The sequence below is a fragment of the Rhodococcus sp. BH5 genome (assembly GCF_027583855.1).
In the GTDB taxonomy this organism is placed as follows: Bacteria; Actinomycetota; Actinomycetes; order Mycobacteriales; family Mycobacteriaceae; genus Rhodococcus_F; species Rhodococcus_F qingshengii.
In genome coordinates this window covers 207916-227641 of the sequence record NZ_JAJHVW010000007.1, presented here as the reverse complement: position 1 = coordinate 227641, position 19726 = coordinate 207916, and the positions used below count along the sequence as shown (strand labels likewise).

At 62.4% G+C, this 19726-nt stretch carries 21 protein-coding genes; 14 read left to right on the top strand and 7 right to left on the bottom strand.

What is annotated here, in order from left to right; genetic code table 11:
- The first annotated feature begins 11 nt into the window (after positions 1–11).
- A complete protein-coding gene (locus RhoBH5_RS19510; protein WP_003944435.1) occupies positions 12–758 on the top strand; it encodes an FAD-binding oxidoreductase in 747 nt (248 codons plus the stop codon).
- Between the two features lie 3 nt (positions 759–761).
- Here RhoBH5_RS19510 and RhoBH5_RS19505 read toward each other — a convergent pair whose 3' ends face one another.
- Positions 762–1922 carry a globin domain-containing protein gene (locus RhoBH5_RS19505; RefSeq protein WP_003944359.1) on the bottom strand — a complete coding sequence of 387 codons (1161 nt, stop codon included), beginning with the start codon at positions 1920–1922 and terminating at the stop codon, positions 762–764.
- A 235-nt stretch (positions 1923–2157) separates the two neighbouring features.
- Between RhoBH5_RS19505 and RhoBH5_RS19500 the strand changes: the two genes are divergently transcribed.
- Complete coding sequence (locus RhoBH5_RS19500; protein ID WP_042924169.1) at positions 2158–3345, top strand: nitric oxide synthase oxygenase; 1188 nt, start codon at positions 2158–2160, stop codon at positions 3343–3345.
- Positions 3346–3351: 6 nt separating this feature from the next.
- On the opposite strand, the gene RhoBH5_RS19495 is transcribed toward RhoBH5_RS19500, so the two are convergent.
- Both RhoBH5_RS19495 and RhoBH5_RS19490 read right to left on the bottom strand, forming a co-directional pair.
- Complete coding sequence (locus RhoBH5_RS19495) at positions 3352–4737, bottom strand: CitMHS family transporter (protein WP_003944372.1); 1386 nt, start codon at positions 4735–4737, stop codon at positions 3352–3354.
- Between the two features lie 93 nt (positions 4738–4830).
- The gene (locus RhoBH5_RS19490) at positions 4831–5838 is read right to left on the bottom strand and encodes a Bug family tripartite tricarboxylate transporter substrate binding protein (protein WP_257233221.1); all 1008 of its coding nucleotides are present in this window, start codon (positions 5836–5838) and stop codon (positions 4831–4833) included.
- 157 nt (positions 5839–5995) lie between these two features.
- On the opposite strand from RhoBH5_RS19490, the gene RhoBH5_RS19485 reads away from it, so the two are divergent.
- Positions 5996–7648: a sensor histidine kinase gene (locus RhoBH5_RS19485; protein WP_230359592.1), complete on the top strand. Its 1653-nt coding sequence runs from the start codon at positions 5996–5998 to the stop codon at positions 7646–7648.
- Complete coding sequence (locus RhoBH5_RS19480; protein ID WP_003944308.1) at positions 7645–8328, top strand: response regulator; 684 nt, start codon at positions 7645–7647, stop codon at positions 8326–8328. The genes RhoBH5_RS19485 and RhoBH5_RS19480 overlap by 4 nt, the downstream gene beginning before the upstream one ends.
- 24 nt (positions 8329–8352) lie before the next feature.
- Here the strand turns inward: RhoBH5_RS19480 and RhoBH5_RS19475 are convergent, their stop codons facing one another.
- The gene (locus RhoBH5_RS19475; protein WP_270008720.1) at positions 8353–9927 is read right to left on the bottom strand and encodes an AMP-binding protein; all 1575 of its coding nucleotides are present in this window, start codon (positions 9925–9927) and stop codon (positions 8353–8355) included.
- 222 nt (positions 9928–10149) lie between these two features.
- Here RhoBH5_RS19475 and RhoBH5_RS19470 point away from each other — a divergent pair, with 222 nt between their 5' ends.
- From RhoBH5_RS19470 to RhoBH5_RS19450, 5 genes are all read left to right on the top strand, one after another.
- Positions 10150–10695, top strand: coding sequence for a hypothetical protein (locus RhoBH5_RS19470; RefSeq protein WP_007726737.1), 546 nt, complete (start codon positions 10150–10152; stop codon positions 10693–10695).
- Positions 10696–10821: 126 nt separating this feature from the next.
- On the top strand, positions 10822–12018 hold the full coding sequence (locus RhoBH5_RS19465) for a Rieske 2Fe-2S domain-containing protein (RefSeq protein WP_003944428.1): 1197 nt from the start codon (positions 10822–10824) through the stop codon (positions 12016–12018).
- A 51-nt stretch (positions 12019–12069) separates the two neighbouring features.
- Positions 12070–13251 carry an acyl-CoA dehydrogenase family protein gene (locus RhoBH5_RS19460; protein ID WP_003944352.1) on the top strand — a complete coding sequence of 394 codons (1182 nt, stop codon included), beginning with the start codon at positions 12070–12072 and terminating at the stop codon, positions 13249–13251.
- A 39-nt stretch (positions 13252–13290) separates the two neighbouring features.
- Positions 13291–14202 carry a biphenyl-2,3-diol 1,2-dioxygenase gene (gene bphC, locus RhoBH5_RS19455; protein ID WP_007726736.1) on the top strand — a complete coding sequence of 304 codons (912 nt, stop codon included), beginning with the start codon at positions 13291–13293 and terminating at the stop codon, positions 14200–14202.
- 229 nt (positions 14203–14431) lie between these two features.
- Positions 14432–15214 (top strand): IclR family transcriptional regulator, encoded by a 783-nt coding sequence (locus RhoBH5_RS19450; protein ID WP_007726735.1) that lies wholly within the window; start codon positions 14432–14434, stop codon positions 15212–15214.
- Between the two features lies 1 nt (position 15215).
- Here RhoBH5_RS19450 and RhoBH5_RS19445 read toward each other — a convergent pair whose 3' ends face one another.
- Positions 15216–15917 (bottom strand): PadR family transcriptional regulator, encoded by a 702-nt coding sequence (locus RhoBH5_RS19445; protein ID WP_228401990.1) that lies wholly within the window; start codon positions 15915–15917, stop codon positions 15216–15218.
- Between the two features lie 240 nt (positions 15918–16157).
- Between RhoBH5_RS19445 and RhoBH5_RS19440 the strand changes: the two genes are divergently transcribed.
- The 3 genes from RhoBH5_RS19440 to RhoBH5_RS19430 all read left to right on the top strand — a co-directional run bounded on the left by RhoBH5_RS19440 (position 16158) and on the right by RhoBH5_RS19430 (position 17402).
- Entirely contained in the window at positions 16158–16658 is a 501-nt protein-coding gene (locus tag RhoBH5_RS19440; protein WP_007726733.1) for a flavin reductase family protein, read from the top strand.
- Between the two features lie 112 nt (positions 16659–16770).
- The gene (locus RhoBH5_RS19435) at positions 16771–17157 is read left to right on the top strand and encodes a nuclear transport factor 2 family protein (RefSeq protein ID WP_003944423.1); all 387 of its coding nucleotides are present in this window, start codon (positions 16771–16773) and stop codon (positions 17155–17157) included.
- Positions 17157–17402, top strand: a complete 246-nt coding sequence (locus RhoBH5_RS19430) for a hypothetical protein (protein ID WP_007726731.1) — start codon at positions 17157–17159, stop codon at positions 17400–17402. Before RhoBH5_RS19435 ends, RhoBH5_RS19430 begins: the two co-directional genes overlap by 1 nt.
- Here the strand turns inward: RhoBH5_RS19430 and RhoBH5_RS19425 are convergent.
- The gene (locus RhoBH5_RS19425; protein ID WP_003944338.1) at positions 17375–17860 is read right to left on the bottom strand and encodes a flavodoxin family protein; all 486 of its coding nucleotides are present in this window, start codon (positions 17858–17860) and stop codon (positions 17375–17377) included. The genes RhoBH5_RS19430 and RhoBH5_RS19425 overlap by 28 nt on opposite strands.
- A 119-nt stretch (positions 17861–17979) precedes the next feature.
- Here RhoBH5_RS19425 and RhoBH5_RS19420 point away from each other — a divergent pair, with 119 nt between their 5' ends.
- On the top strand, positions 17980–18414 hold the full coding sequence (locus RhoBH5_RS19420; RefSeq protein ID WP_037131485.1) for a nucleotidyltransferase domain-containing protein: 435 nt from the start codon (positions 17980–17982) through the stop codon (positions 18412–18414).
- On the top strand, positions 18411–19088 hold the full coding sequence (locus RhoBH5_RS19415) for an AAA family ATPase (protein ID WP_042452206.1): 678 nt from the start codon (positions 18411–18413) through the stop codon (positions 19086–19088). Before RhoBH5_RS19420 ends, RhoBH5_RS19415 begins: the two co-directional genes overlap by 4 nt.
- Here RhoBH5_RS19415 and RhoBH5_RS19410 read toward each other — a convergent pair.
- The gene (locus RhoBH5_RS19410; RefSeq protein ID WP_042452208.1) at positions 19066–19686 is read right to left on the bottom strand and encodes a TetR/AcrR family transcriptional regulator; all 621 of its coding nucleotides are present in this window, start codon (positions 19684–19686) and stop codon (positions 19066–19068) included. The two genes, RhoBH5_RS19415 and RhoBH5_RS19410, sit on opposite strands and share 23 nt — an antisense overlap.
- Between the last annotated feature and the right edge of the window lie 40 nt (positions 19687–19726).

Genomic DNA, 19726 nt, shown 5'->3' with positions numbered 1-19726 from the left:
GGAGAACTTTCATGGCCCAGCGAACCTGGTCGAGCACAGTCGTCGAACATCACCGTCTCCGTGAGGATCTGGCGGTTGTTCGTCTTGTCGGCGACGTCGTCCCGTTCCGACCGGGCCAGTACGTCGACGTCAGCGTCCCGCAGAATTCGCGGTTGCTCCGTCGACTCTCCCCCGCACTGCCTCCCTCACACGACGGGAAGTTGGAGTTTCACGTCAAGACGGTTCCCGGTGGTTGGGTCAGCGGTTCGATAGTCAAGGACACCCAGCCTGGTGACGTCTGGCAGATCCTCGACCCGCGCGGCAACCTGTCCGTCGACGAGAACGGCCCCACCGTCATCATGGTCGCGGGCGGAACCGGTTTGGCCCCACTCCGGTCGATCATTCTCGATCTGGCTCAGACCCCGAACCCGCCGCAGGTGTACCTCTTCTTCGGTGGCCGAACGCTTCGTGATCTCTACGCTGCGGACATGCTGTGGCTGCTCGCCGACCAGTTTCCGTGGTTGCAGCCCATTCCTGTCGTCGAAGATCTCTCCGACGGCGGCCCGCCCGACGGATGGTTCGACCGGTTGAACGTCGACATCGGATTCGGCGACGATCATCTCATCGAAGGCACGCTCGCCGACGTCGTCGCGTCGTACGGTGCGTTCACCGAACATCAGGTCCTGGTGTGCGGATCGGCGGCCATGGTTCGGTCGACGCGTGATCGATTGATCGAGGCCGGAACGCCGGCCGAGGTCATTCAGTTCGATCCGTACTGACGGTCAGTACGTCGGGTCGTTGCGAACGGTATCGACGTCGATGCCCACTGCGCGAAGCCTGAATTTGGTGCTGTTGACCATGGATTCGCTGCCGACGACCTGAATGTCGTAGCCCGCCCAGTCCCCGAACGAGGTCACGACCTTACCGACCTTGCCGACGATGCGCCGCTTCATGCCGATCGGCGGCAGTGGCTCCGCTTCGGTGTGCCACCACGGATTCTCGTCTTCTTCGGAGACCGGGATGATCGTGAGCCACGGGTACTTCTCGGCCAGCTTCCACAGATGCGGAAGGTCGTAGAGATCGCACGGATGCTGTCCGGAGTAGAACAGTTGGACCTTGCGAGTGTTGCCGCGTCGGATCAGTTCGAGGATCTGAGCGCGAAGAGGCGCGACACCTGTTCCCGACGCGATCATCAAAAGGTCCTTGGAGTTCTCCGGAATCCCCAAGGCGCCGATGGGCGAACCGACCACCCAGGTGTCACCGACAGCGGTCTGGTTCACCATGACCGGGCTGACCCACCCGCCGGTGACCTGGCGGATGTGGAACTCGAGGATTCCGGTCCCGTCGTACGGCGTGGCCGGAGAGAGGTAGCGCCACATCCGTGGCCTCGCGGCGACCTGCACGCTGACGTACTGACCGGCGCGGTACTCCATCGTCTGGTCGAGTTGCAGCCGCACGACGGCGACGCCCTTGATGACCGGGCGGCATTCGATGACCGTGGCACTCCACGCGGGCGGACCGTCTTCCGCGTTGGCGGCATCCATCATCGCCGCCGAGATGATCGCGAGCGCGTTACGCCACGCGCTGTCGACCTCGTCGGTCCACATTTCGGCGCCACCGAAGGTCTCGAGTGCTTCGATCAAGGCATTGCCGACTGCCGTGTAGTGCTCGTCGGTGACGCCGTACTTACGGTGATCGCGGCCGAGCTGTGCGAGGTACTCGAGTATCGCGTCGGACTCGTCGAGGCGTTCGACGACGTGAGCGATAGCGCTGACAAGCCGGTCACGCTGCACATCCATCGCTGCCGGAAAGAACTCCCGGGTTTCGGGCGATCGAGCGAACAGGATCGAATAGAAGGTACGGGCGAGCCGTTCCGGACCATCTTCTACCGCAGCGACGGATTTGAAGCTCGACCGGACCAGAGAGATTGCTTGCGAATCCACGCTCATCCTCGTCCCGACTAGACGCGGCAAGACCCGCCGCGGAATTTCGTCTGCAGCTTATGTCACAAATGTCTGACTCGTAAATCATTCTGGACAAGTGTCACAATGCGACCCCATTTCGCGGTGTGACCGTCCCTTTCTTATTCTTGCGTGCAAGATAAACAAGAGCTTCGACACTCTCGATCGCCGAGCTAACGTTCAGCGAAATCTCAACCAGCCAAACAGGAGTCGTGCCGTGGATTTTGTTCGACAGGACGAATTGCCCACCGATAGCGGGCTTACGTCCCAGATCGCCTCCACTACCCCGACGCTGACCGAGCTTCAACGTCGGGAACTCGAGTGCGTCGAATTTTTCGACTCTCCGGAACTGGGCCACCTCCCGACGTCTCGGCGGCGTGAGGCCTTGCGTGAACTCCATCGGACCGGCACCTACACGCACACAGCGGAGGAATTGCTCGTCGGCGCCAAACTCGCGTGGCGAAACCACGCCAGGTGCGTCGGTCGCGCGCATTGGCGGACCCTCAAACTCATCGACGCGCGCGATGCCGTCACGGCTTCCGCTCTCGCCGAAGCATGCTGGGAGCACCTGCGACTGTCGACCAACGGCGGCGCTCTGCAGTCGGTCGTGACGGTCGGGCCACTCCCCCGCGAGGACGGTCAGGAGTACCGAATCCTCAGCCCGCAACTGATCCGCTACGCCGGCTACCGGCAGCCTGACGGCACCATTCTGGGCGACCCGTGGCACGTCGATCTGACTGCTCAGGTCACCGCGATGGGGTGGAAGGGCGCCGGTACGCCGTTCGACGTTCTCCCCGTACTGATTTCGGTTCCCGACGAACCCCTGCAGTACTTCGACGTCCCGACCGACCTGGTTCTCGAGGTCGAGATCGAGCACCCCGAATACAGCTGGTTCGCTGATCTGGGGCTTAAATGGCATGCCGTCCCTGCGGTCTCGGACATGAACCTCGACATCGGCGGAATCGTTTATCCCTGCACGCCGTTCAGCGGTTGGTACGTCAGCACCGAGGTAGGCGCACGCAACTTCAGCGACACCGATCGCTACAACATGTTGCCCACCATCGGAGCGATGATGGAGCTCGACATGAGCCACGACCGCACGCTCTGGAAGGACCGCGCACTGGTCGAACTGAACCGTGCAGTTATCCACAGCTACCGCAAGGCCGGCGTCATCATGGTCGACCATCACACTGTCGCAAAGCAATTCATCGATCACATCGCGCGTGAGGACAAGGCCGGGCGCAAGTGCCCGACCGACTGGTCATGGGTGAACCCGCCCATGTCCAGCTCGCTCACGCCGACGTTCCACCGCCTGTACGACGAGCCCGATCTCGACATCCGGCCCAATTTCGTGACAAAAAAGAAGAAGGGCACCGACCAAGGCCGGTGCCCCTTCCACAACTGATCGCGCTCAGAAGGGGATCTGCCCCAATCCGACGCCGACCACGAGCATCGTGATCGAGATCAGGCCCGCTCGCCACAGAACCTTCTTGTGGTGATCCGCCAGAGAAACACCGGCGAGTGTGACCAGTAGCAGGATCGCCGGGACCAGCGGGCTCTGCATGTGCACGGCCTGCCCGGTGATCGAGGCGCGCGCCATCTCCACCGGCTCGATGCCGTACTGCGCTGCAGTCTCGGACAGCACCGGCAGCACACCGAAGTAGAACGCGTCGTTGGTCATGAAGAACGTGAGCGGGATACTCAGGACGCCCGTGATGACGGCGAGGTGCGGGCCCATCGCGTCGGGGATGACCTGCAGCAGCCACTCTGCCATCGCCTCGACCATGCCGGTTCCCTGGAAAACGCCGGTCAGCACCGCTGCTGCCAGCACCATCGCGACCACCGAGACGATGCTCGACGAATGGCGTGCGATTGCTTCACCCTGATCCTTGACCGCCGGGAAGTTCACCGCGAGGGCGATCGACGACGCGATCATGAACAGCACCGGGATGGGCAGGATGTCCATCACGAGTACGACGAGAAGGATCGTCGTCAGCGCAGCGTTGAACCAGAGCAATTTCGGCCGCAAGGTGTCTCGCTTGGGGTCGAGGCCGTCGATGAATCGTCCGGTGTCGCCGCCGTCGTCCTCGGAGTCGTTCGAGCCGCCGGTGCCGGCGCTACCGGTGCTGGAACTTCCACCGTTTCCGACCTTTTCGAGGATGCGCTCAGAAGTCAGGACCAAAGTCCCGATCCTGCGGCGCTCCATGATCCCGAGGTGAATCGCGAATCCGAGCACCATGATCAGGCCGACGATCAACGACGGCACCATCGGCACGAACACGTCGGAGGGTGAGAGTCCCAGCGCGCTCGCGGCCCGGACGGTCGGGCCGCCCCACGGAATGATGTTCATGGTCGCGTTGGACAGGCCGGCGATCACCGTCAGAACGACGGGACTGACACCGAGTTTGAGGTAGAGCGGAAGCAGCGCCGAGGTCACGATGATGAAGGTCGTCGAACCGTCTCCGTCCAGCGAGACCACCATCGCGAGCACTGCGGTTCCGACCACGAGCCTCATCGGATCGTCTCGCACCATCCGCAAGATGAGCTTGACCAGCGGATCGAAGAGGCCGACGTCGATCATGATTCCGAAGAAGATGATCGCGAAGAACAACAGCGCCGCGGTGGGTGCGAGCGACTTGATGCCGTCGGTGATCATGTCGCCGATTCCGAGGCCCGCCCCGGCAAGTAGTCCGAAGGCCACCGGAACCAGAGTCAGTCCCACCACCGGGGTCGCGCGTTTGGTGAGAATCAGGAACATGAACACCGCAACCATGAGGAAGCCGAGTGTGACGAGCATGATGAACTCCTTTAGTGCTGAATTGCCGAGAAAAACGGCACGGCAAATCGAGCCGGTGACCTTCGTGGAGGTGAAACGAAACTTCGGTAGTGCTCAGTTGATGCCGGGCGGATCGAGTGTTGCGTCGACGAACCGGGATTGATCGGTGAGGAATGCGGAGAACTCGGGTTCGGTGAGAACTGCACTGTTCCAACCGTTTCGGCGAGACAGCTCGTTCCAGCGCGGACTTGCCGCCAGATCCCGCACCAAATTCTGCAAGTGCTGACGCTGATCGTCCGTCAGGCCCGGCGGCGCCATGAGGCCGCGCCAATTGGTGAACGTGACGTCGACGCCAGACTCCGCCATCGTGGGCGCATCCACCGCCGGGGTACGGGCCGGCGAGCTGACCGCAAGGACCCGAACCGTGCCTGCCGCAATCTGATCGAGGTACTCACCGATACCGGTGGCGGCTACGTCGACCTGCCTCGTGAGCAGTGCGGGAAGCAGTTCGCCGCCGCCGTCGTAGATGCGGTACGGGGAGCGCGACGGATCGACGCCGACCGCCCGTGCGAACAGAAGGCGGAACAACCCGTCCGGTCCACCTTCACTCGAACCACCGCCGATCGAGATCGACGACGGATCCGCCACCCAGGCCTGCGTCAGATCGGCGAGAGTTTTGTACGGTGAATCTGCTGGAACCAGTAGCGCTTCCGGTTCTTCGACGAGTCTCGCAATCGGTGTAACGTCGGCAAGTGTGTGCTCGGACGGCAGTATCTCGAGCGAACCGAGAACTCCGAGCCCCATGACCATGAGTAGGTCGGGATTCCCGCTTTCGAGAGCCAACCGGTTGAGTCCGACGATGCCGCCCGATCCGGGCAGCACAACGACGTCGGCGTCGACGGTCCCTTCGTCGGCCAGTGCTTGCACCATGGTCCGGGCGGTCAGGTCGTAACCACCACCGGCCACCGAGGGCACCAGCACGCGCAGTTCTTCGGAACTCTCACCCGCTCGGCCACCGGCGACGAAGGACTCGACCGGAGTGCATCCGGTCAAGAGCACGAGAGTCATCGCGCAGGCACCGAGCAGGGCGATATGCCTGCTCAGCCGCTTCGATGTGCTCATGGCTTCGTCCTTGTCTGCCGGTACCGATGTGTGAACAGGTTTCATACTGACGCACTTTGTGACTGGGGTCACCATTGGGAAAGCAAATTGATTTGTGCTCATTGTGCTCACGAACGGCCGCTTTCCCGGCATCGAACTGAAGGCTAGGGTCTGGCTGGTGTCCTCAGGAAACGAGCAGGCGGAGCGAGAGAGCAAGTCGTCTCTGTTTGCCCGGCTGTTTCGCCGCCGGCACACTCTGGCGACACAACTTCTCGAACTGCAACTTCTGATCGTCGTTGCAGTTCTCGTGTGCGTCACCGCCCTCTCCCTCGCGCAGTCGTCCGCGAGTTTCCAACGCGAGGAGGGACGTCGCGCACTCTCGGCAGCGGAATCGCTCGCAGCCAATCCGGCAGTACGCGAGCTACTCCCCCAGGCGCAGACCCGTCTCCGCTCCGGACTACAAGGTTCGGTCGACTCGGTACGCGCCATCTCGGGCGTCACCTACGTCTCGCTTGCCGACGCCGACGGCAGTGTCGTCATTTCGACGCGTCCCGGTGATGTCGGCATCGACGCACGTCAGACGGAGGATCGGTCGTGGACGGGTTTGGTCGACACGCCCTCCGGCAAGGCCGTGGAGGCGCACGTTCCGATTCTCGGCAGCGAAGGAGCGATTACCGGAACCGCGATCGTCGGCATCGAGTACCCCTCGATCTGGACACGGCTGCTGCAGTCTGCACCGAATCTCCTGGTATACCTCGCGGTGGCATCCCTTCTCGGCGGCGTCGGGTCGATCCTGTTGGCCCGCAGGGTAAAACGGCAGACTCTCGGCATGGAAGCCGGCGAGATCCTGGACCTGGTTCGCCAACGTGAAGCAATGCTGCGCGGTCTCAAGGAAGGCGTCATCGCATTCGACGCGCAGGGAAAGGTGGTGCTGATGAGCGACAGTGCCCACCAACTCCTCGACATCCCACGCGGCAGCGCCGGTAGATCGGTGCGGGACCTCGGTCTCGACGACCGCCTCCAGAGTGTACTGACCTCCGGCACAACCGAATCCGATCAGTTGGTTCTTGTCGGCGATCGCCTGCTCGTCCTCAACACCGTCTTGATCGAATCGAAAGGCCGCACCATCGGGTCGGTCACCACTTTCCGCGACCGCACCGAATTGCGCTCCGTGGAAGAAGAACTCGACGTGACCAAAACCAGCACCGACGCACTACGCGCCCACATCCACGAGTTCGACAATCAACTGCACACCATCTCCGGCCTCATCCAGCTCGGCGAATACGACGAGGTGGTCGGCTACGTCGAGGGTCTGACCATGGAGCGCGCGCAGGTCAGCGCGACCGTGACCGAGAAGATCGCCGACGTCGGCACCGCCGCACTCGTGATCGCCAAGATAGGTGCTGCTGCACAGGGGTTGGTCACGGTCGAGCTGGCGGCGGACACGCATCTGGAACCGGTGGACCGCAGACTCGGACGAGATCTCGTGACAGTGGTCGGAAACCTCGTCGACAATGCCGTCGACGCCGTCGGTGAGATGCCGGAAGCCGCGCGCCGCAAGGTTCGGTTGTCGATTCGGGGCCGCGGCACCGCGGTCGAAGTGCGGGTCGAGGACGCCGGCCCCGGTATCGCGCCGGAGAATCGCGACAGAGTGTTCGGCCAGGGTTGGAGCACCAAGGGACAATCGAGTGACGGACACGGTTTCGGTTTGGCGCTGGTGCGCCTGACGTGTCGTCGGCGGGGCGGCGACGTCACCGTGAGCACTCGTTCGGCAGAGGACATCGAGTGGACTGTCTTCAGCGCAGTCCTACACGACGGAGAGGGCGCATGATCCGGGTACTGGTGGTCGACGACGACTTCATGGTGGCGAAGGTGCACAGCGGATTCGTCTCACGGATAGACGGTTTCGAAGTGTGCGGCGTTGCCCATTCGGCCGAGACCGCGCTGGCCGCAGTCGGTGAGTTGCAACCCGACCTGGTGCTTCTCGACGTCCACCTGCCCGGCACCACCGGACTCGATCTGATCGCCCCGTTTCGCGAGCTGGCACCGGAGCTGGATGTTCTTGTCATCACTAGTGAGCGCGAGGCCGGCTCGGTCAAGAAAGCGCTGCGCAGCGGCGTCGTGCATTACCTGATGAAGCCCTTCACGTTCGAGGTTCTCCGTGAGCGTCTCGAGCGTTACCGATCGACATATGCGAATCTCGACAGCTCCGGCGAAGCAGAACAGGAGGCGGTGGACGAGGCTTTCGGCGTGGCAGGTGGCGCGACAACGGCGTCGTCCCTCAAGGGTCTACCGAAAGGACTCAGTCCTGAGACCCTTCAGCTGGTCGAGGCAGCACTACGAGACGAAACCGAACCCGCCTCGGCCACAGACATTTCCGAGAGGGTCGGCATCTCACGCGCGAGCGCGAGGCGCTACCTCGAATACCTCTACGAAACCGGGCGGTCCACCACTTCGCTGAAATACGGAGTGGTGGGCCGCCCGGAACGTCGTTACGTCTGGAAACGCTGACCCTTCGCTACACGACGCTGGTTCCTAGACCGCGCGGGCGCTGGTCTCCCAGTACCGCGCGCGCAGCGCCTTCTTGTCCAGCTTGCCCAGCGGTGTCAGCGGGAGTGATTCCACGAAGTCGATGCTCTTGGGAGCGTGAACCGAACCCTTGGCTGCCTTCACCTTGTCGACCAGTTCCTCGGTGTCGACGGTCAGTCCGGCACGAAGTACGACACAGGCCTTGACGGCTTCGCCCCACTTGTCGTCCGGCACACCGACTACCGCCACCGACGCGACGGACGGATGCGCCGAGATCACGTCTTCGATTTCGCGGGGGAACACGTTGAAACCACCGGTCACGATCATGTCCTTCTTGCGATCGACGATGGACATGAACCCGTCCTTGTCCTTGCGCGCGATGTCGCCGGTGTGCAGCCAACCACCCCGGAACGCCTCGGCGGTTTCGGCCGGCTTCTTCCAGTAGCCCTTCATGATCAGCGGGCCACGGACGCAGATCTCACCGAGTTCTCCCTGCGGCACCTCGTTGAGGTCGTCGTCGAGCAACCGGACGTCGAGCCACGGCACCGGACGCCCACACGTGGCGAGGCGGGCCGGATCGTCGGCGAGGTGTTCTTCCTTGCGCAGCACCGAGATAGTCATGCCGCACTCGGTCTGACCGTAGAACTGGAAGAAGATCTGACCGAACTTCTTGATGCCCTCCTGCAGTCTGGCGGGAGACATCGCGGACGCTCCGTAAAACAGCGTCTGCAAACTCGAGATGTCCCGCTTGGGCAGATCGGGGTGGTCCATGAGCATGTAGATCATGGTGGGCACCAACATGGTTGCCGTGATCTTGTGCTTCTCGATCGCTTCGAGCACAGCACCTGGCTCGAAGGCAGGCAGGACGATCAACGCACCGCCGCGCAGCAAGGTCGGGATGAAGAACGCTGCACCTGCGTGTGAGAGTGGCGTGCAGATGAGGAAGCGGTTGTCCTCGGGCCACTGCCACTCCGACATCTGGATCTGATTGAGCGCAGCACCCGAACGGAAGGATCCGACAACACCTTTGGGCTTGCCGGTCGTTCCACCGGTGTAAACCATGCTGCTGGCGTCTTCGGCGTCGACGTGCGCTGCCTTCAGCGGCGCGGGCTCGAACGTGGCAGCCAGCGCGAGGATGTCGATTCCCACCTCGGACGGCCCCATCGAGAGCACGTTGGTCAACGAGGGTGACGACGCCTTCAACTCGGCGGCACGCTCTTCGAAGGCATTGGGATCGAAGATCAGCGTCTCGATCTCGGCGTCGTCGACGATGTACTTGTGGTCGTCGAGCGATCCCATCGGGTTCAAGGCGCTCGCCCGGCAGCCGGTGATCATGGTCGCGCCCATACTGATCAGAACCTCGGGGCGATTCTTCGACAGCATCGCGGTGCTGGTGCCCTGAGTGATTCCCAAAGACGCGAGCGCCTGGGCGAAGCAGCTGATCTGATCGCGCATCTGACCGCCGGTGAGGATCACGTCGCCGAGGTACAGCGCGGGCTTGTCGTGATTGCGTTCCAGAGCGGTGATGAGCAGGTCCGGACCGTATACCGGTCGGTGCAGGTCAGCGAACTCGTCTGTCATCTGGTCTTCCTTCTGCTCGGCGCGTGCAGTCATCGAGATGTGCTCCCGGTCACGGATACGATATCCAGAATTGCACAAAACTGGAACAGGTTCCACCTCTTCGATCGAATCCGAGAATGCTCCCGATCAGCGGGAAGCCCGTCGTCACCCGCGAGAGCGGTGGTTAGCGTCGATGTACCCACCGAGACGACAGCGTCTCGGTCGCGTCCAACGGAGAGTGTCATGACTACCAACCTCGGTACCGCCCACTTCACGGCAACTGCTCCGCGTACTGCCACCACGCTCCTCTCCGATTTCGACTCGTTGTACGGCACCGTGCGCTCGGCACCCGACGGGGCCGTCGTCGAGCAGGACGTCGTGTTCTTCGGACGCCCCGATCCCGGCGCACTGCTCACCGGATCCGTGAGGGCGTTGAGTTCGACACTCGAGCGGATCACCGAATACCACGACCAGACCGGACATCTGGTGGCCGAGGTCTTCGTCCGGGAAGTCCCGACAGCGGGCACCGGAACCGATTCCGTTGCCGCCCTTGCTGATTTCGCTGCTCGTCGTTACGGCTCGGCGTCACTACGACGCTTCCGCGGACGTTCCACCGCGACTTCCACGGGAGCAGATCTGCACTGCTCCGTGACAGTGCTCGCGACGTACGAGAAGGACCACGAGAGCGTGGCCGACGTAGCTCTGGTCGCTACCGATCCCGCTGGGGTCGTCACTGCCCGGGCCTGGGCGACTTACGCGATCGACGATGTGGCGACACTCGCGAGCTGAATCTCTGCAGGTCACCGAGTAGGCGTTCCATCCAGCGGGAACTGCCGTATCTCCAGCGGACGCTTCGTCGTTGTATGAGACGGATCACATCACTGGAGCGTCGCAAGACGCGGCTCGGAGGAAGACATGGCACTCGGAACCGGCCCACTCACCACTACGGACACCCCGACGCAGACGGGCGCCGGCGAGGAAATTCGAGAAATCGAAGCGGCAGCGCCTCCCGCACGGTTCGCACGTGGATGGCACTGCCTCGGACTGAGCAATACCTATCGCGACGGTCAGCCCCACCAGATCGAGGCATTCGGCACCAGCCTTGTCGTCTTCGCCGACAGCAAGGGCGACATCAAGATTCTCGACGCATACTGCCGCCACATGGGTGGCAACCTTGCTCACGGAACCGTCAAGGGCGATTCGATCGCCTGCCCGTTCCACGACTGGCGTTGGGGCGGTAACGGAAAATGTACGGCGATCCCCTACGCACGACGCGTTCCGCCGCTGGCCAAGACGCGGGCATGGATCACTCTCGAGAAGAACGGTCAGCTGTTCGTCTGGCACGATCCCCAGGGAAATCCCCCGCCCGCCGAGGTCACGATCCCCGACATCGAGGGCTTCGGAAGCGATGAGTGGAGCGACTGGAGCTGGAACACGCTCACCATCGAAGGCTCTCATTGCCGCGAGATCGTCGACAACGTCGTGGACATGGCCCACTTCTTCTACGTTCACTACTCGTTCCCCAAGTACTTCAAGAACATCTTCGAAGGTCATGTCGCGAGCCAGTACATGGAATCGGTGGGACGTGAGGACGTCATCAGCGGCACCAACTACGGCGATCCCAACGCTGTGCTCCGTTCGGATGCTTCATATTTCGGACCGTCGTACATGATCGACTGGATCAAGAGCGAAGCCAACGGGCAGATCATCGAGACCGTCCTGATCAACTGCCACTACCCGATCTCGAACAATGCGTTCGTCCTGCAGTACGGCGCGATGGTCAAGAAGCTACCCGGTATGGACGACGAGTCCACTGCCGCGATGGCCGCGCAGTTCACCGAGGGCGTCGAGATGGGATTCCTTCAGGACGTGGAGATCTGGAAGAACAAAGCTCCGATCGACAACCCACTGCTCTCCGAGGAGGACGGCCCGGTTTACCAGTTGCGTCGCTGGTACAACCAGTTCTACACCGACGTCGAGAATGTCACGGAAGACATGACGAAGCGCTTCGAATTCGAGATCGACACCACCCGCGCAGTGGAGAGCTGGAAGCGGGAAGTCGCCGAAAACGTTGCCGCACGCGACGCCCAGGCACTCGAGACAACCTCCTGATCCGCAGTCGAAAACACTGCTGAGACAACCAGACTGGATGCAAGGAACAACATGACGTACGAAGTGCTCGAACAGATCAACGCGATGGCCGACGACATCTTCGCCGAAGGCATCGAGGCCGAGCGGATCGGCCGGGTGGCCGACGACACCGCCAAGAAGATGAAGGCAATCGGTTCCATCCGCATGCTGCAGCCCAAGGAGCATGGCGGCATGGAGGCGCATCCGCGCGAATTCGCCGAAACCGTCATGCGCATGGCTTCACTGAACCCGTCGGCCGGCTGGGTCCACGGGATCGTCGGAGTTCACCCGTGGCAACTCGCGTTCGCGGATCCCAAGGTGCAGCAGGAGATCTGGGGATCCGATCCCGACACCTGGATGGCATCGCCGTACATGCCCGGCGGAATGTGCATCCCCACCGACGGCGGCTACAAGTTCTCCGGTCGCTGGCAGTTCTCCTCCGGTACCGACCATTGCGACTGGGCATTCCTCGGCGCGATGGCGTGCGACAAGGACGGCAACATGGAGATGCCGCCGCGCATGCTCCATGTGATCATTCCGCGCACCGACTACGAGATCATCGAAGACTCGTGGGATGTCATGGGACTTCGCGGCACCGGCTCCAAGGATCTCGTAGTCAAGGATGCGTATGTCCCCGATTACCGTGTCATGGACTGCGACGAGGTCATCGACGGCACGGCAGTGCGCAAGTACGGGCGCACCGAGACGCTGTACCTCATGCCGTGGTCGAACATTTTCCCCCTCGGAATCACCGCCGCCACGATCGGCATCTGCGAGGGAATGCTCTTCCACGCCAACGAGTACCAAGCCGATCGCATCAACGCGCAGGGCACGGCGATCAAGGACGACCCGTACACCTTGTTCGCCATCGGTCAGGCAACCGCCGACATCCGGGCTGCGCGCGACACCCTGCTTGCCAACGTCGACCGCATGTGGGATCGAGTGGACGCTGGCAAGGAAGTGACCTTCGAGCAGCGCGCGGAGGGACGTCAGACTCAGGTACAGGCCGCCTGGCGCGCCGTCAACGCAATCGATCAGGTCTACCCACGCTGCGGTGGCAACGCATTGCGGATGGACAAGCCGCTTCAGCGATTCTGGCGCGATGCTCATGCTGGACAGCATCACGCAATTCACGTGCCGAGCACCGTTTTCCACGCCGCATCACTGAGCCGTCTCGGCGCAGACCCGCAGGGTCCGCTGCGGGCGATGATCTGATCAGACTTCGACACAAGAAATCGACAGGAAAAAGACACGATGACACGCACCGACATCAAGGGACTTGGCTACGTCAAGATCTCGACCAACGACATGGCACGTTGGCGCACTTTCGCTTTCGACGTTCTCGGCTTCGCCAAGGGCAGTGGGCCGGACGAGAACGCGCTCTACCTACGACTCGACGAGCGTGCTGCTCGCATCGTCGTCGTCGAGGGTGAGCGCGACGAGATCGTCAACATCGGTTGGGAGGTCGCCGACCACGCCGCACTGCGCCGCGTTCAAGAAGCACTCGAAAAGAACGGCACCGAGGTCGAGCAGCTTTCGCTCGCCGAAGCAGATGCTCGACGGGTCGAAGAGGTCATCGCCTTCACCGATCCCGGCGGAGCAGCCATCGAGGTCTTCCACGGAGCGATCCTCGACCACAGCCCCGTGGTGACGCCCTTCGGCGCTCGATTCGTCACCGGCTCACAGGGTCTCGGCCACGTCGTACTCCCCGTCATGGACAGTGCTGCGAGCTTCGACTTCTACACCGAGGTGCTCGGCTTCTACCCGCGCGGCGCCTTCCGCCTGCCGGCCCCGCCTGAATTCGGGCCGCTGCGAATCCGTTTCATGGGCGTCAACGAGCGTCACCACAGCTTGGCCCTGTGCCCGGCACCGCACGGCGGCGCACCCGGCCTGATTCACATCATGGTCGAGGTGGACACCCTCGACGCCGTCGGCCAGGCACTCGACCGCGTGATGAAGGACGGATTCTCCGTGTCGTCGACCCTGGGTCGTCACACCAACGACAAGATGATCTCCTTCTACGTCCGCGCACCCGGCGGCTGGGACATCGAGTTCGGCACCGAGGGCGCGAGGGTGGATCAGGACTCGTACTCCTCCGAGGAGATCACCGCTGACAGCTACTGGGGCCACGACTGGTCCGGAAGCGAACCACTGGCAGCTATGTAGTACCGCCGGTGGCGATCAATACCTGCCGGTGGCGATGTAATACCTGCCAGTAGTTAAACGACGAGGGGGTTTGCGCGAGCATTCGCGCAAACCCCCTCGTCGTTTCCACCGCGACGCGCCCGAAAACAGACCGGTGATCCACTTCACAAATCCGTAACTCTATGACACTATTTCTAATTGAAATAGCCAGTTCACTGGTTGTGGAGCTCTAAGAGAAGTGAGGTACACGATGACACTGCAGGCTGTGGATGCTTTAGGCGCCGATTCGGCCCCGACAGCAATTCTCGATCGCGTCTCGCTGGTTCTCGACGCCTTCGACGGTCCCGGCAGGTTGACGCTCGCTCAAGTCGTTCGGAGCACGGGCCTTCCCCGCTCGTCTGCCCACCGCATGCTCGAACGTCTTGTCTCGATGCGTTGGCTGCGTCGCGACGGCCGTGACTACGAACTCGGTATGCGCCTCGTCGAACTGGGATCGCTCGCGGTTCATCAGGACCGCCTCCACGCTGCAGCCATGCCCCTTCTCCATGAGCTCTACCGAGTCACCGGATTTGTGGTTCACCTCGGCATCCTCGACGGGCCCGATGTGGTCTACATGGAGAAGATCGGCGGACGCCTCGCCGCCGCAGTGCCGACGCGTGTCGGTGGTCGACGCCGCGCCGAGACCACTGCGATCGGTCAGGCACTGCTCGCGTTCGGTTCGCCGAAGTCCTCGGGCTACGCACTGCCCCACCTCGCCAGAATCCGCGAGTCCGGGGTTGCCTTCGAATCCGGAAACGGCCTACCGGGATTCAGCTGTCTTGCGGCACCGATCGGCCCCATCGGCCGCGCCGTCGCCGCGGTATCCATCTGCGCGCCGTCGAAGGCCCTCCGCCTCGACCACGTCAGCGCAGCGCCGGTCCGTATGGCGGCCGCTGCCATTTGGCGAGGCATCGACGGCGGATCGCTGAGCGTCACTCCGACTTTGCAACGTCGTCATCTGCTGCGCAACATGCCGACCGCAGCCGGGGCCTGACTCAGATACTCGAACCGTTGCCGGTGAGCCCGGCTTGCTCGAGCGCCAACACGTACTCCTCGACGTTCTTCCATTTGCCAGGCGTCGAGGGCAACGGTGATCCCAGTCGGTCGTGCTCGGCGACGTTCGCGAACTCGGCGGTCGCACGATCGATGTCGTCGAGCAGTTCGCGAGCAAGTTCGATCTCGGCTCGGAAGTACCGTTCCGACCATCGCAACGTCATGACCGGGAACGACCAGGCCGGCTCGTTCTCGGCATGATCTGCGTGGAGTTTCGCGCGTCGAATCTGCTCTTCGACATTGGCGATGTGGGCTTCCACCAGCGCCTTCAGTCGCTCGGGCTCGTTGAGGTGTCCCATCCACAGACGCAACATCACGCCGTGCTTGAGCACCGGAACTTCCACCGGTGCCTCCCGTGACCACGTCCGGACGGCGTCGGTTCCTGACCGAGTAATGGAGTAAAGGCGCTTGCCTCGCACCCCTGGTTCGGAGACGACCCGGGACTCCACGAACCCGATGCTTTCGAGCTTCTTCAGTTCTGCGTACACCTGGCTGATGGACGGGCTCCAATAGAAGAAGCCGACACTCCAGTCAGCCCACTTCTTCAAATCGTTTCCGGTCAGCTCCTCCCCGAACGTCAGCATCCCGAGCACTGCCCAGCTGGTAGCGGGAAGTCCTCGGGACACGTCATCAGGTTCGGACATGCCCGAAGTCTAACAATCACTGGTCATTTGCTGGTTTCGTAGAATCCGAACGGACCGCTGAGCGGGATCAAATTTGCTCGAAACCCCACCACCTGCCAATCGGTCGGTCCTGACCCGTGCCGAGAAGCCATTGCTGCCATTGAGTGGGACTGCCGCTGGATTACGGCCGCGGCGCCACACATCGTTGCTTCTGAAGCTGTTTGCAGAGTTTTGAACAAAAGATTTGAACAAGGAGACGACATGACCGTGGAAAACGCCGAGCCGCCAGTTCTGGACGGACGCACACTTCGCAACGTGATGAGCAATTTCTGCACCGGCGTCACCGTCATCACCGCTCACGACGGAAATTCACCCCTCGGTTTCACTTGCCAGTCCCTGGTCTCGGTATCGCTTGATCCCCCGTTGCTCTCGTTCTGCCCGGCGAAGACGTCGACAAGTTGGCCGAAGCTTCGCGAAACGGGAACTCTCTGCATCAATGTTCTCGCCCACGATCAGCAGGACATGTGTTCGGCGTTCGCTCGCGGCGGGACGGACAAGTTCCTCGGCGTCGAGTGGGATGCCGCCGGCAACGGTGCTCCGGCGCTGAGCGGCGCGCTCGCCCGCATCGAAGCAACGGTCGAGCAGGAGCACGACGCCGGTGATCACACCATCGTCGTCGCACGCATCACCGATCTGAACGTGCTGCGCCACGACGGTCCGCTTCTGTTCTACCGCGGCGGGTTCGGACGCTTCGACGCCTGAGTGCTCAGGCTGTCCCGCTGCGTGGGAGATGCCGGCGCCGAATCGAGCCCGCACCGATAGCGTCCGAAGTAGTTGTCAGACCCTGAACTTCTCGACTGATCGGACTAACTCGATGACCACTCTCGAACCAGACACCACGGCCGCGATCACGGCGACGGTTACCACCTACCTCGACGCCGTGGCTCGCGGATCGTCAGCGGACATCGCCGCCCTCTACGCCGAGAACGCGACGCTCGAAGACCCGGTCGGCAGCGAACCCCGCGTCGGCAAGGCCGCGATCACCGAGTTCTACGGCGCTCTCGAGGGCGGTTCGCAAGAGACGGAACTGCTTACCTTGCGGGTGAGCGGATCCAGCGCGGCCTTCCACTTCCGCGTCGTCACACCGGTGGGCGATCAGGTGTACGAGGTCGAACCGATCGACGTCATGACTTTCGACGAGGACGCCAAGATCACGAGCATGCGCGCCTTCTGGTCACCGGCCGATCTGATTGCACGCTGATGCGTCAGGTCAGTTGCCGCAACTGCGGAAACCGTGTCCTCGTCGAGAAGTACAGCGAAGCGCACACCAGCGTCCAATGGCTCGAAGAGTCGCAGGAAGTGTGCCCGGAGTTGGGTCGCGCGAACAGCCGTGCCAACGCTCAACGGACGTGTGGCGCTCTGCGCCAGACGATCAACGACCTTGCCGACGCCGGTGAGCTGGAGATGAGCCTGCGCAGCTACCCGGTGCCGGGCAAGCTGTCCTGAACGCTTCCGCGTAGCATTTCGGCGAACATGCGCGCCGATTCCAGGTCGTCGGCGTTCGGCCGCCCCTTCCGGATACCGCCGAACGGCTTGAACGGGAGATAGGTATCCCACGCACGGGACGAGAAGGCTGCGACCACATCGAAGCCCTTCTGTTCGAGCAACTGAACCAGTGGACGCGAGAAGCGATGAATCCCCTTGTCAGGAAAACCACTGGTGGCGAAGACAAAAGCCTTGGATCGCCGTTCTTCGGGGAGTGCCTCGACGAACGAGCGTAAATCTGCGTGGTACGAGCGTAGGTAGATGCCGGAGCCGAACCCCACGAGGTCGTAGTCGGCGAGCTGCGCGGCGTCGATGTCACCGGGCTCGACCACGCGAGCATCGAGAACTTCTCCGATGACGTCGGCGATCAGCTTCGTATTGCCATGGGAGACAGAGGTACACACGATGATTGCTTTCATCGGCTGAGTTCTCTCATTTTGGACATACGCATCCCTCCGCCTGGTTTGTCACTGACAGTTCCAGGATAGAGGCCCCGGCGAAGCTACGGAGAAGGGTGGCGATGGGGAATGATGCCGGTATGTCAGCACGATTGAAGGGGCGAAGACGTGCGGTGAACGCGCTGCTCGTCGACGTCGAACGATGGGCCGCTGAGCACGATGACGTCAAAGCTGTAGCGCTGGTCGGATCCTACGCGCGCGGCGCGGAGCGTATGGCGAGTGATCTTGATCTGATGATCCTGGCCGACGACGCGAACGCACTCGCAAATGAAGACTGGTTCGACCGGCTCCGCCCCGACGCGCGATTCATCAGAGCCGCCAACTGGGGGCCAGTCCGAGAACGACGCTTCCGCCTACGGTCCGGTCTTCTCGTCGAACTGAATTTCGCGAGCGAGAGCTGGGCCGACCTTCCGCTCGACGCGGGCACTCGACGCGTCCTCGAAGACGGCCACCGAATCCTGTACGACACCGGGCCTCTTCGCGTCGCTACGAGCGCGGGAAGAACTGCTCGATGAGCACCAAGACGGTCTTCGAGACCTTGGCCGCCGAAATAAACGCGCTGCGCGGCTCTCCCGTCGTCGCGATCGACGGCGTCGACGGGAGCGGCAAGACGACATTCACGAAAAGTCTTGCAGCACAGCTGAATGAACGCCCCGCCATTGTGATTCACGTCGACGACTTCCTCAATCCGCCGGAGATTCGCCATCGCAGAGGTCGGCTGTCACCGGAAGGCTTCTGGCTCGACAGCTACGACTACGACGCCCTCGAGCGTCATGTTCTCGCCCCTCTGAGACCGGGAGGTAACCGCGAGTACCGACCACGACGGGACAGCGACGCGTACTTGCATGCAGCCGACGGAGCCGTAGTCCTCGTCGAGGGACTCTTTCTGCATCGGGACGAATTTGCTTCCCGATGGGACTATTCGATCTTTCTCGACGTGCCCTTCGAGATCACCGCCGAGCGAATGAACCTTCGCGACGGAACGAACGCGGATCCGGAACACCCGTCGATGAACCGTTATGTCGGCGGCCAACGTCTGTACTTCGCGGCTGCAGAGCCCTGGACCCGCGCGGACAGTGTCATCGACAATTCAGACCCGAAACTGCCTCGAATCACGACACATGCCGCCCACTGGAGTTGGCAGTCCGCATCGCCGGCCCCGCGTTTCATCGGTGCGCTGTGGATGTGAATTGGAAGGTTGCGGCATCCACGATCTCAGCGGGCGTGATGTCGATTTCGCCGTTGAGCCAGGCCGTCACCAATTCGGCCAGGCCGCCCACGAACAGTAATCCGTTGATCTCACCCTGATGGGGAGGCCAAGCTCGATCGCCGTACAAGAGCGCAGCCTCGTCGGCCACCATCTGCGCGAACCCACGCAGCGCTCCCCGCCGGTGAGTGCGCAGCGGCTCGTAAGCCACCGACTCGACCATCGCGACACGCCCTTTTCGAGGATCGTCCGTCAGGATGTTGACGAACGAAGCAATGGCGCTCCGCACGCGCTCCTCCCGTGTCCCCTCGGTCGTTCGGAGTGCAGCCATTCCGGCCACGCGCACCTCGTCGACGATTCCGTCGAAAACCTGCTGGAGGAGTTCGTCCCTGCTGGTGAAACTCTCGTAGAAATATCGCTCTGTCAGCTTGGCATGCGCACAGATGGCGGTCATGGTGGCACCCTGCCTGCCCGCGGCCGCAAACACGTCCAGTCCTGCTGCGAGCAAGCTTTCACGCCGAAGCGCGGCCCGCTGCTCACCACTCAGACCGGCATATCGACGGGGCGTGGGAGAAGCCATGAGTCGATCTTGACAGACGACGCGACTGTGACGCAGACTA

What these genes read in the sequence shown, in the direction of transcription:
- RhoBH5_RS19510 (WP_003944435.1), top strand. Translation starts at nt 12, where the DNA reads ATGGCCCAGCGAACCTGGTCGAGCACAGTCGTCGAACATCACCGTCTC.
- RhoBH5_RS19495 (WP_003944372.1), bottom strand. Translation starts at nt 4,737, where the DNA reads ATGCTCGTCACACTCGGCTTCCTCATGGTTGCGGTGTTCATGTTCCTG.
- RhoBH5_RS19490 (WP_257233221.1), bottom strand. Translation starts at nt 5,838, where the DNA reads ATGAGCACATCGAAGCGGCTGAGCAGGCATATCGCCCTGCTCGGTGCC.
- RhoBH5_RS19480 (WP_003944308.1), top strand. Translation starts at nt 7,645, where the DNA reads ATGATCCGGGTACTGGTGGTCGACGACGACTTCATGGTGGCGAAGGTG.
- RhoBH5_RS19475 (WP_270008720.1), bottom strand. Translation starts at nt 9,927, where the DNA reads ATGACAGACGAGTTCGCTGACCTGCACCGACCGGTATACGGTCCGGAC.
- RhoBH5_RS19470 (WP_007726737.1), top strand. Translation starts at nt 10,150, where the DNA reads ATGACTACCAACCTCGGTACCGCCCACTTCACGGCAACTGCTCCGCGT.
- RhoBH5_RS19465 (WP_003944428.1), top strand. Translation starts at nt 10,822, where the DNA reads ATGGCACTCGGAACCGGCCCACTCACCACTACGGACACCCCGACGCAG.
- RhoBH5_RS19460 (WP_003944352.1), top strand. Translation starts at nt 12,070, where the DNA reads ATGACGTACGAAGTGCTCGAACAGATCAACGCGATGGCCGACGACATC.
- bphC (WP_007726736.1), top strand. Translation starts at nt 13,291, where the DNA reads ATGACACGCACCGACATCAAGGGACTTGGCTACGTCAAGATCTCGACC.
- RhoBH5_RS19450 (WP_007726735.1), top strand. Translation starts at nt 14,432, where the DNA reads ATGACACTGCAGGCTGTGGATGCTTTAGGCGCCGATTCGGCCCCGACA.
- RhoBH5_RS19445 (WP_228401990.1), bottom strand. Translation starts at nt 15,917, where the DNA reads ATGTCCGAACCTGATGACGTGTCCCGAGGACTTCCCGCTACCAGCTGG.
- RhoBH5_RS19440 (WP_007726733.1), top strand. Translation starts at nt 16,158, where the DNA reads ATGACCGTGGAAAACGCCGAGCCGCCAGTTCTGGACGGACGCACACTT.
- RhoBH5_RS19435 (WP_003944423.1), top strand. Translation starts at nt 16,771, where the DNA reads ATGACCACTCTCGAACCAGACACCACGGCCGCGATCACGGCGACGGTT.
- RhoBH5_RS19430 (WP_007726731.1), top strand. Translation starts at nt 17,157, where the DNA reads ATGCGTCAGGTCAGTTGCCGCAACTGCGGAAACCGTGTCCTCGTCGAG.
- RhoBH5_RS19425 (WP_003944338.1), bottom strand. Translation starts at nt 17,860, where the DNA reads ATGAAAGCAATCATCGTGTGTACCTCTGTCTCCCATGGCAATACGAAG.
- RhoBH5_RS19420 (WP_037131485.1), top strand. Translation starts at nt 17,980, where the DNA reads ATGTCAGCACGATTGAAGGGGCGAAGACGTGCGGTGAACGCGCTGCTC.
- RhoBH5_RS19415 (WP_042452206.1), top strand. Translation starts at nt 18,411, where the DNA reads ATGAGCACCAAGACGGTCTTCGAGACCTTGGCCGCCGAAATAAACGCG.
- RhoBH5_RS19410 (WP_042452208.1), bottom strand. Translation starts at nt 19,686, where the DNA reads ATGGCTTCTCCCACGCCCCGTCGATATGCCGGTCTGAGTGGTGAGCAG.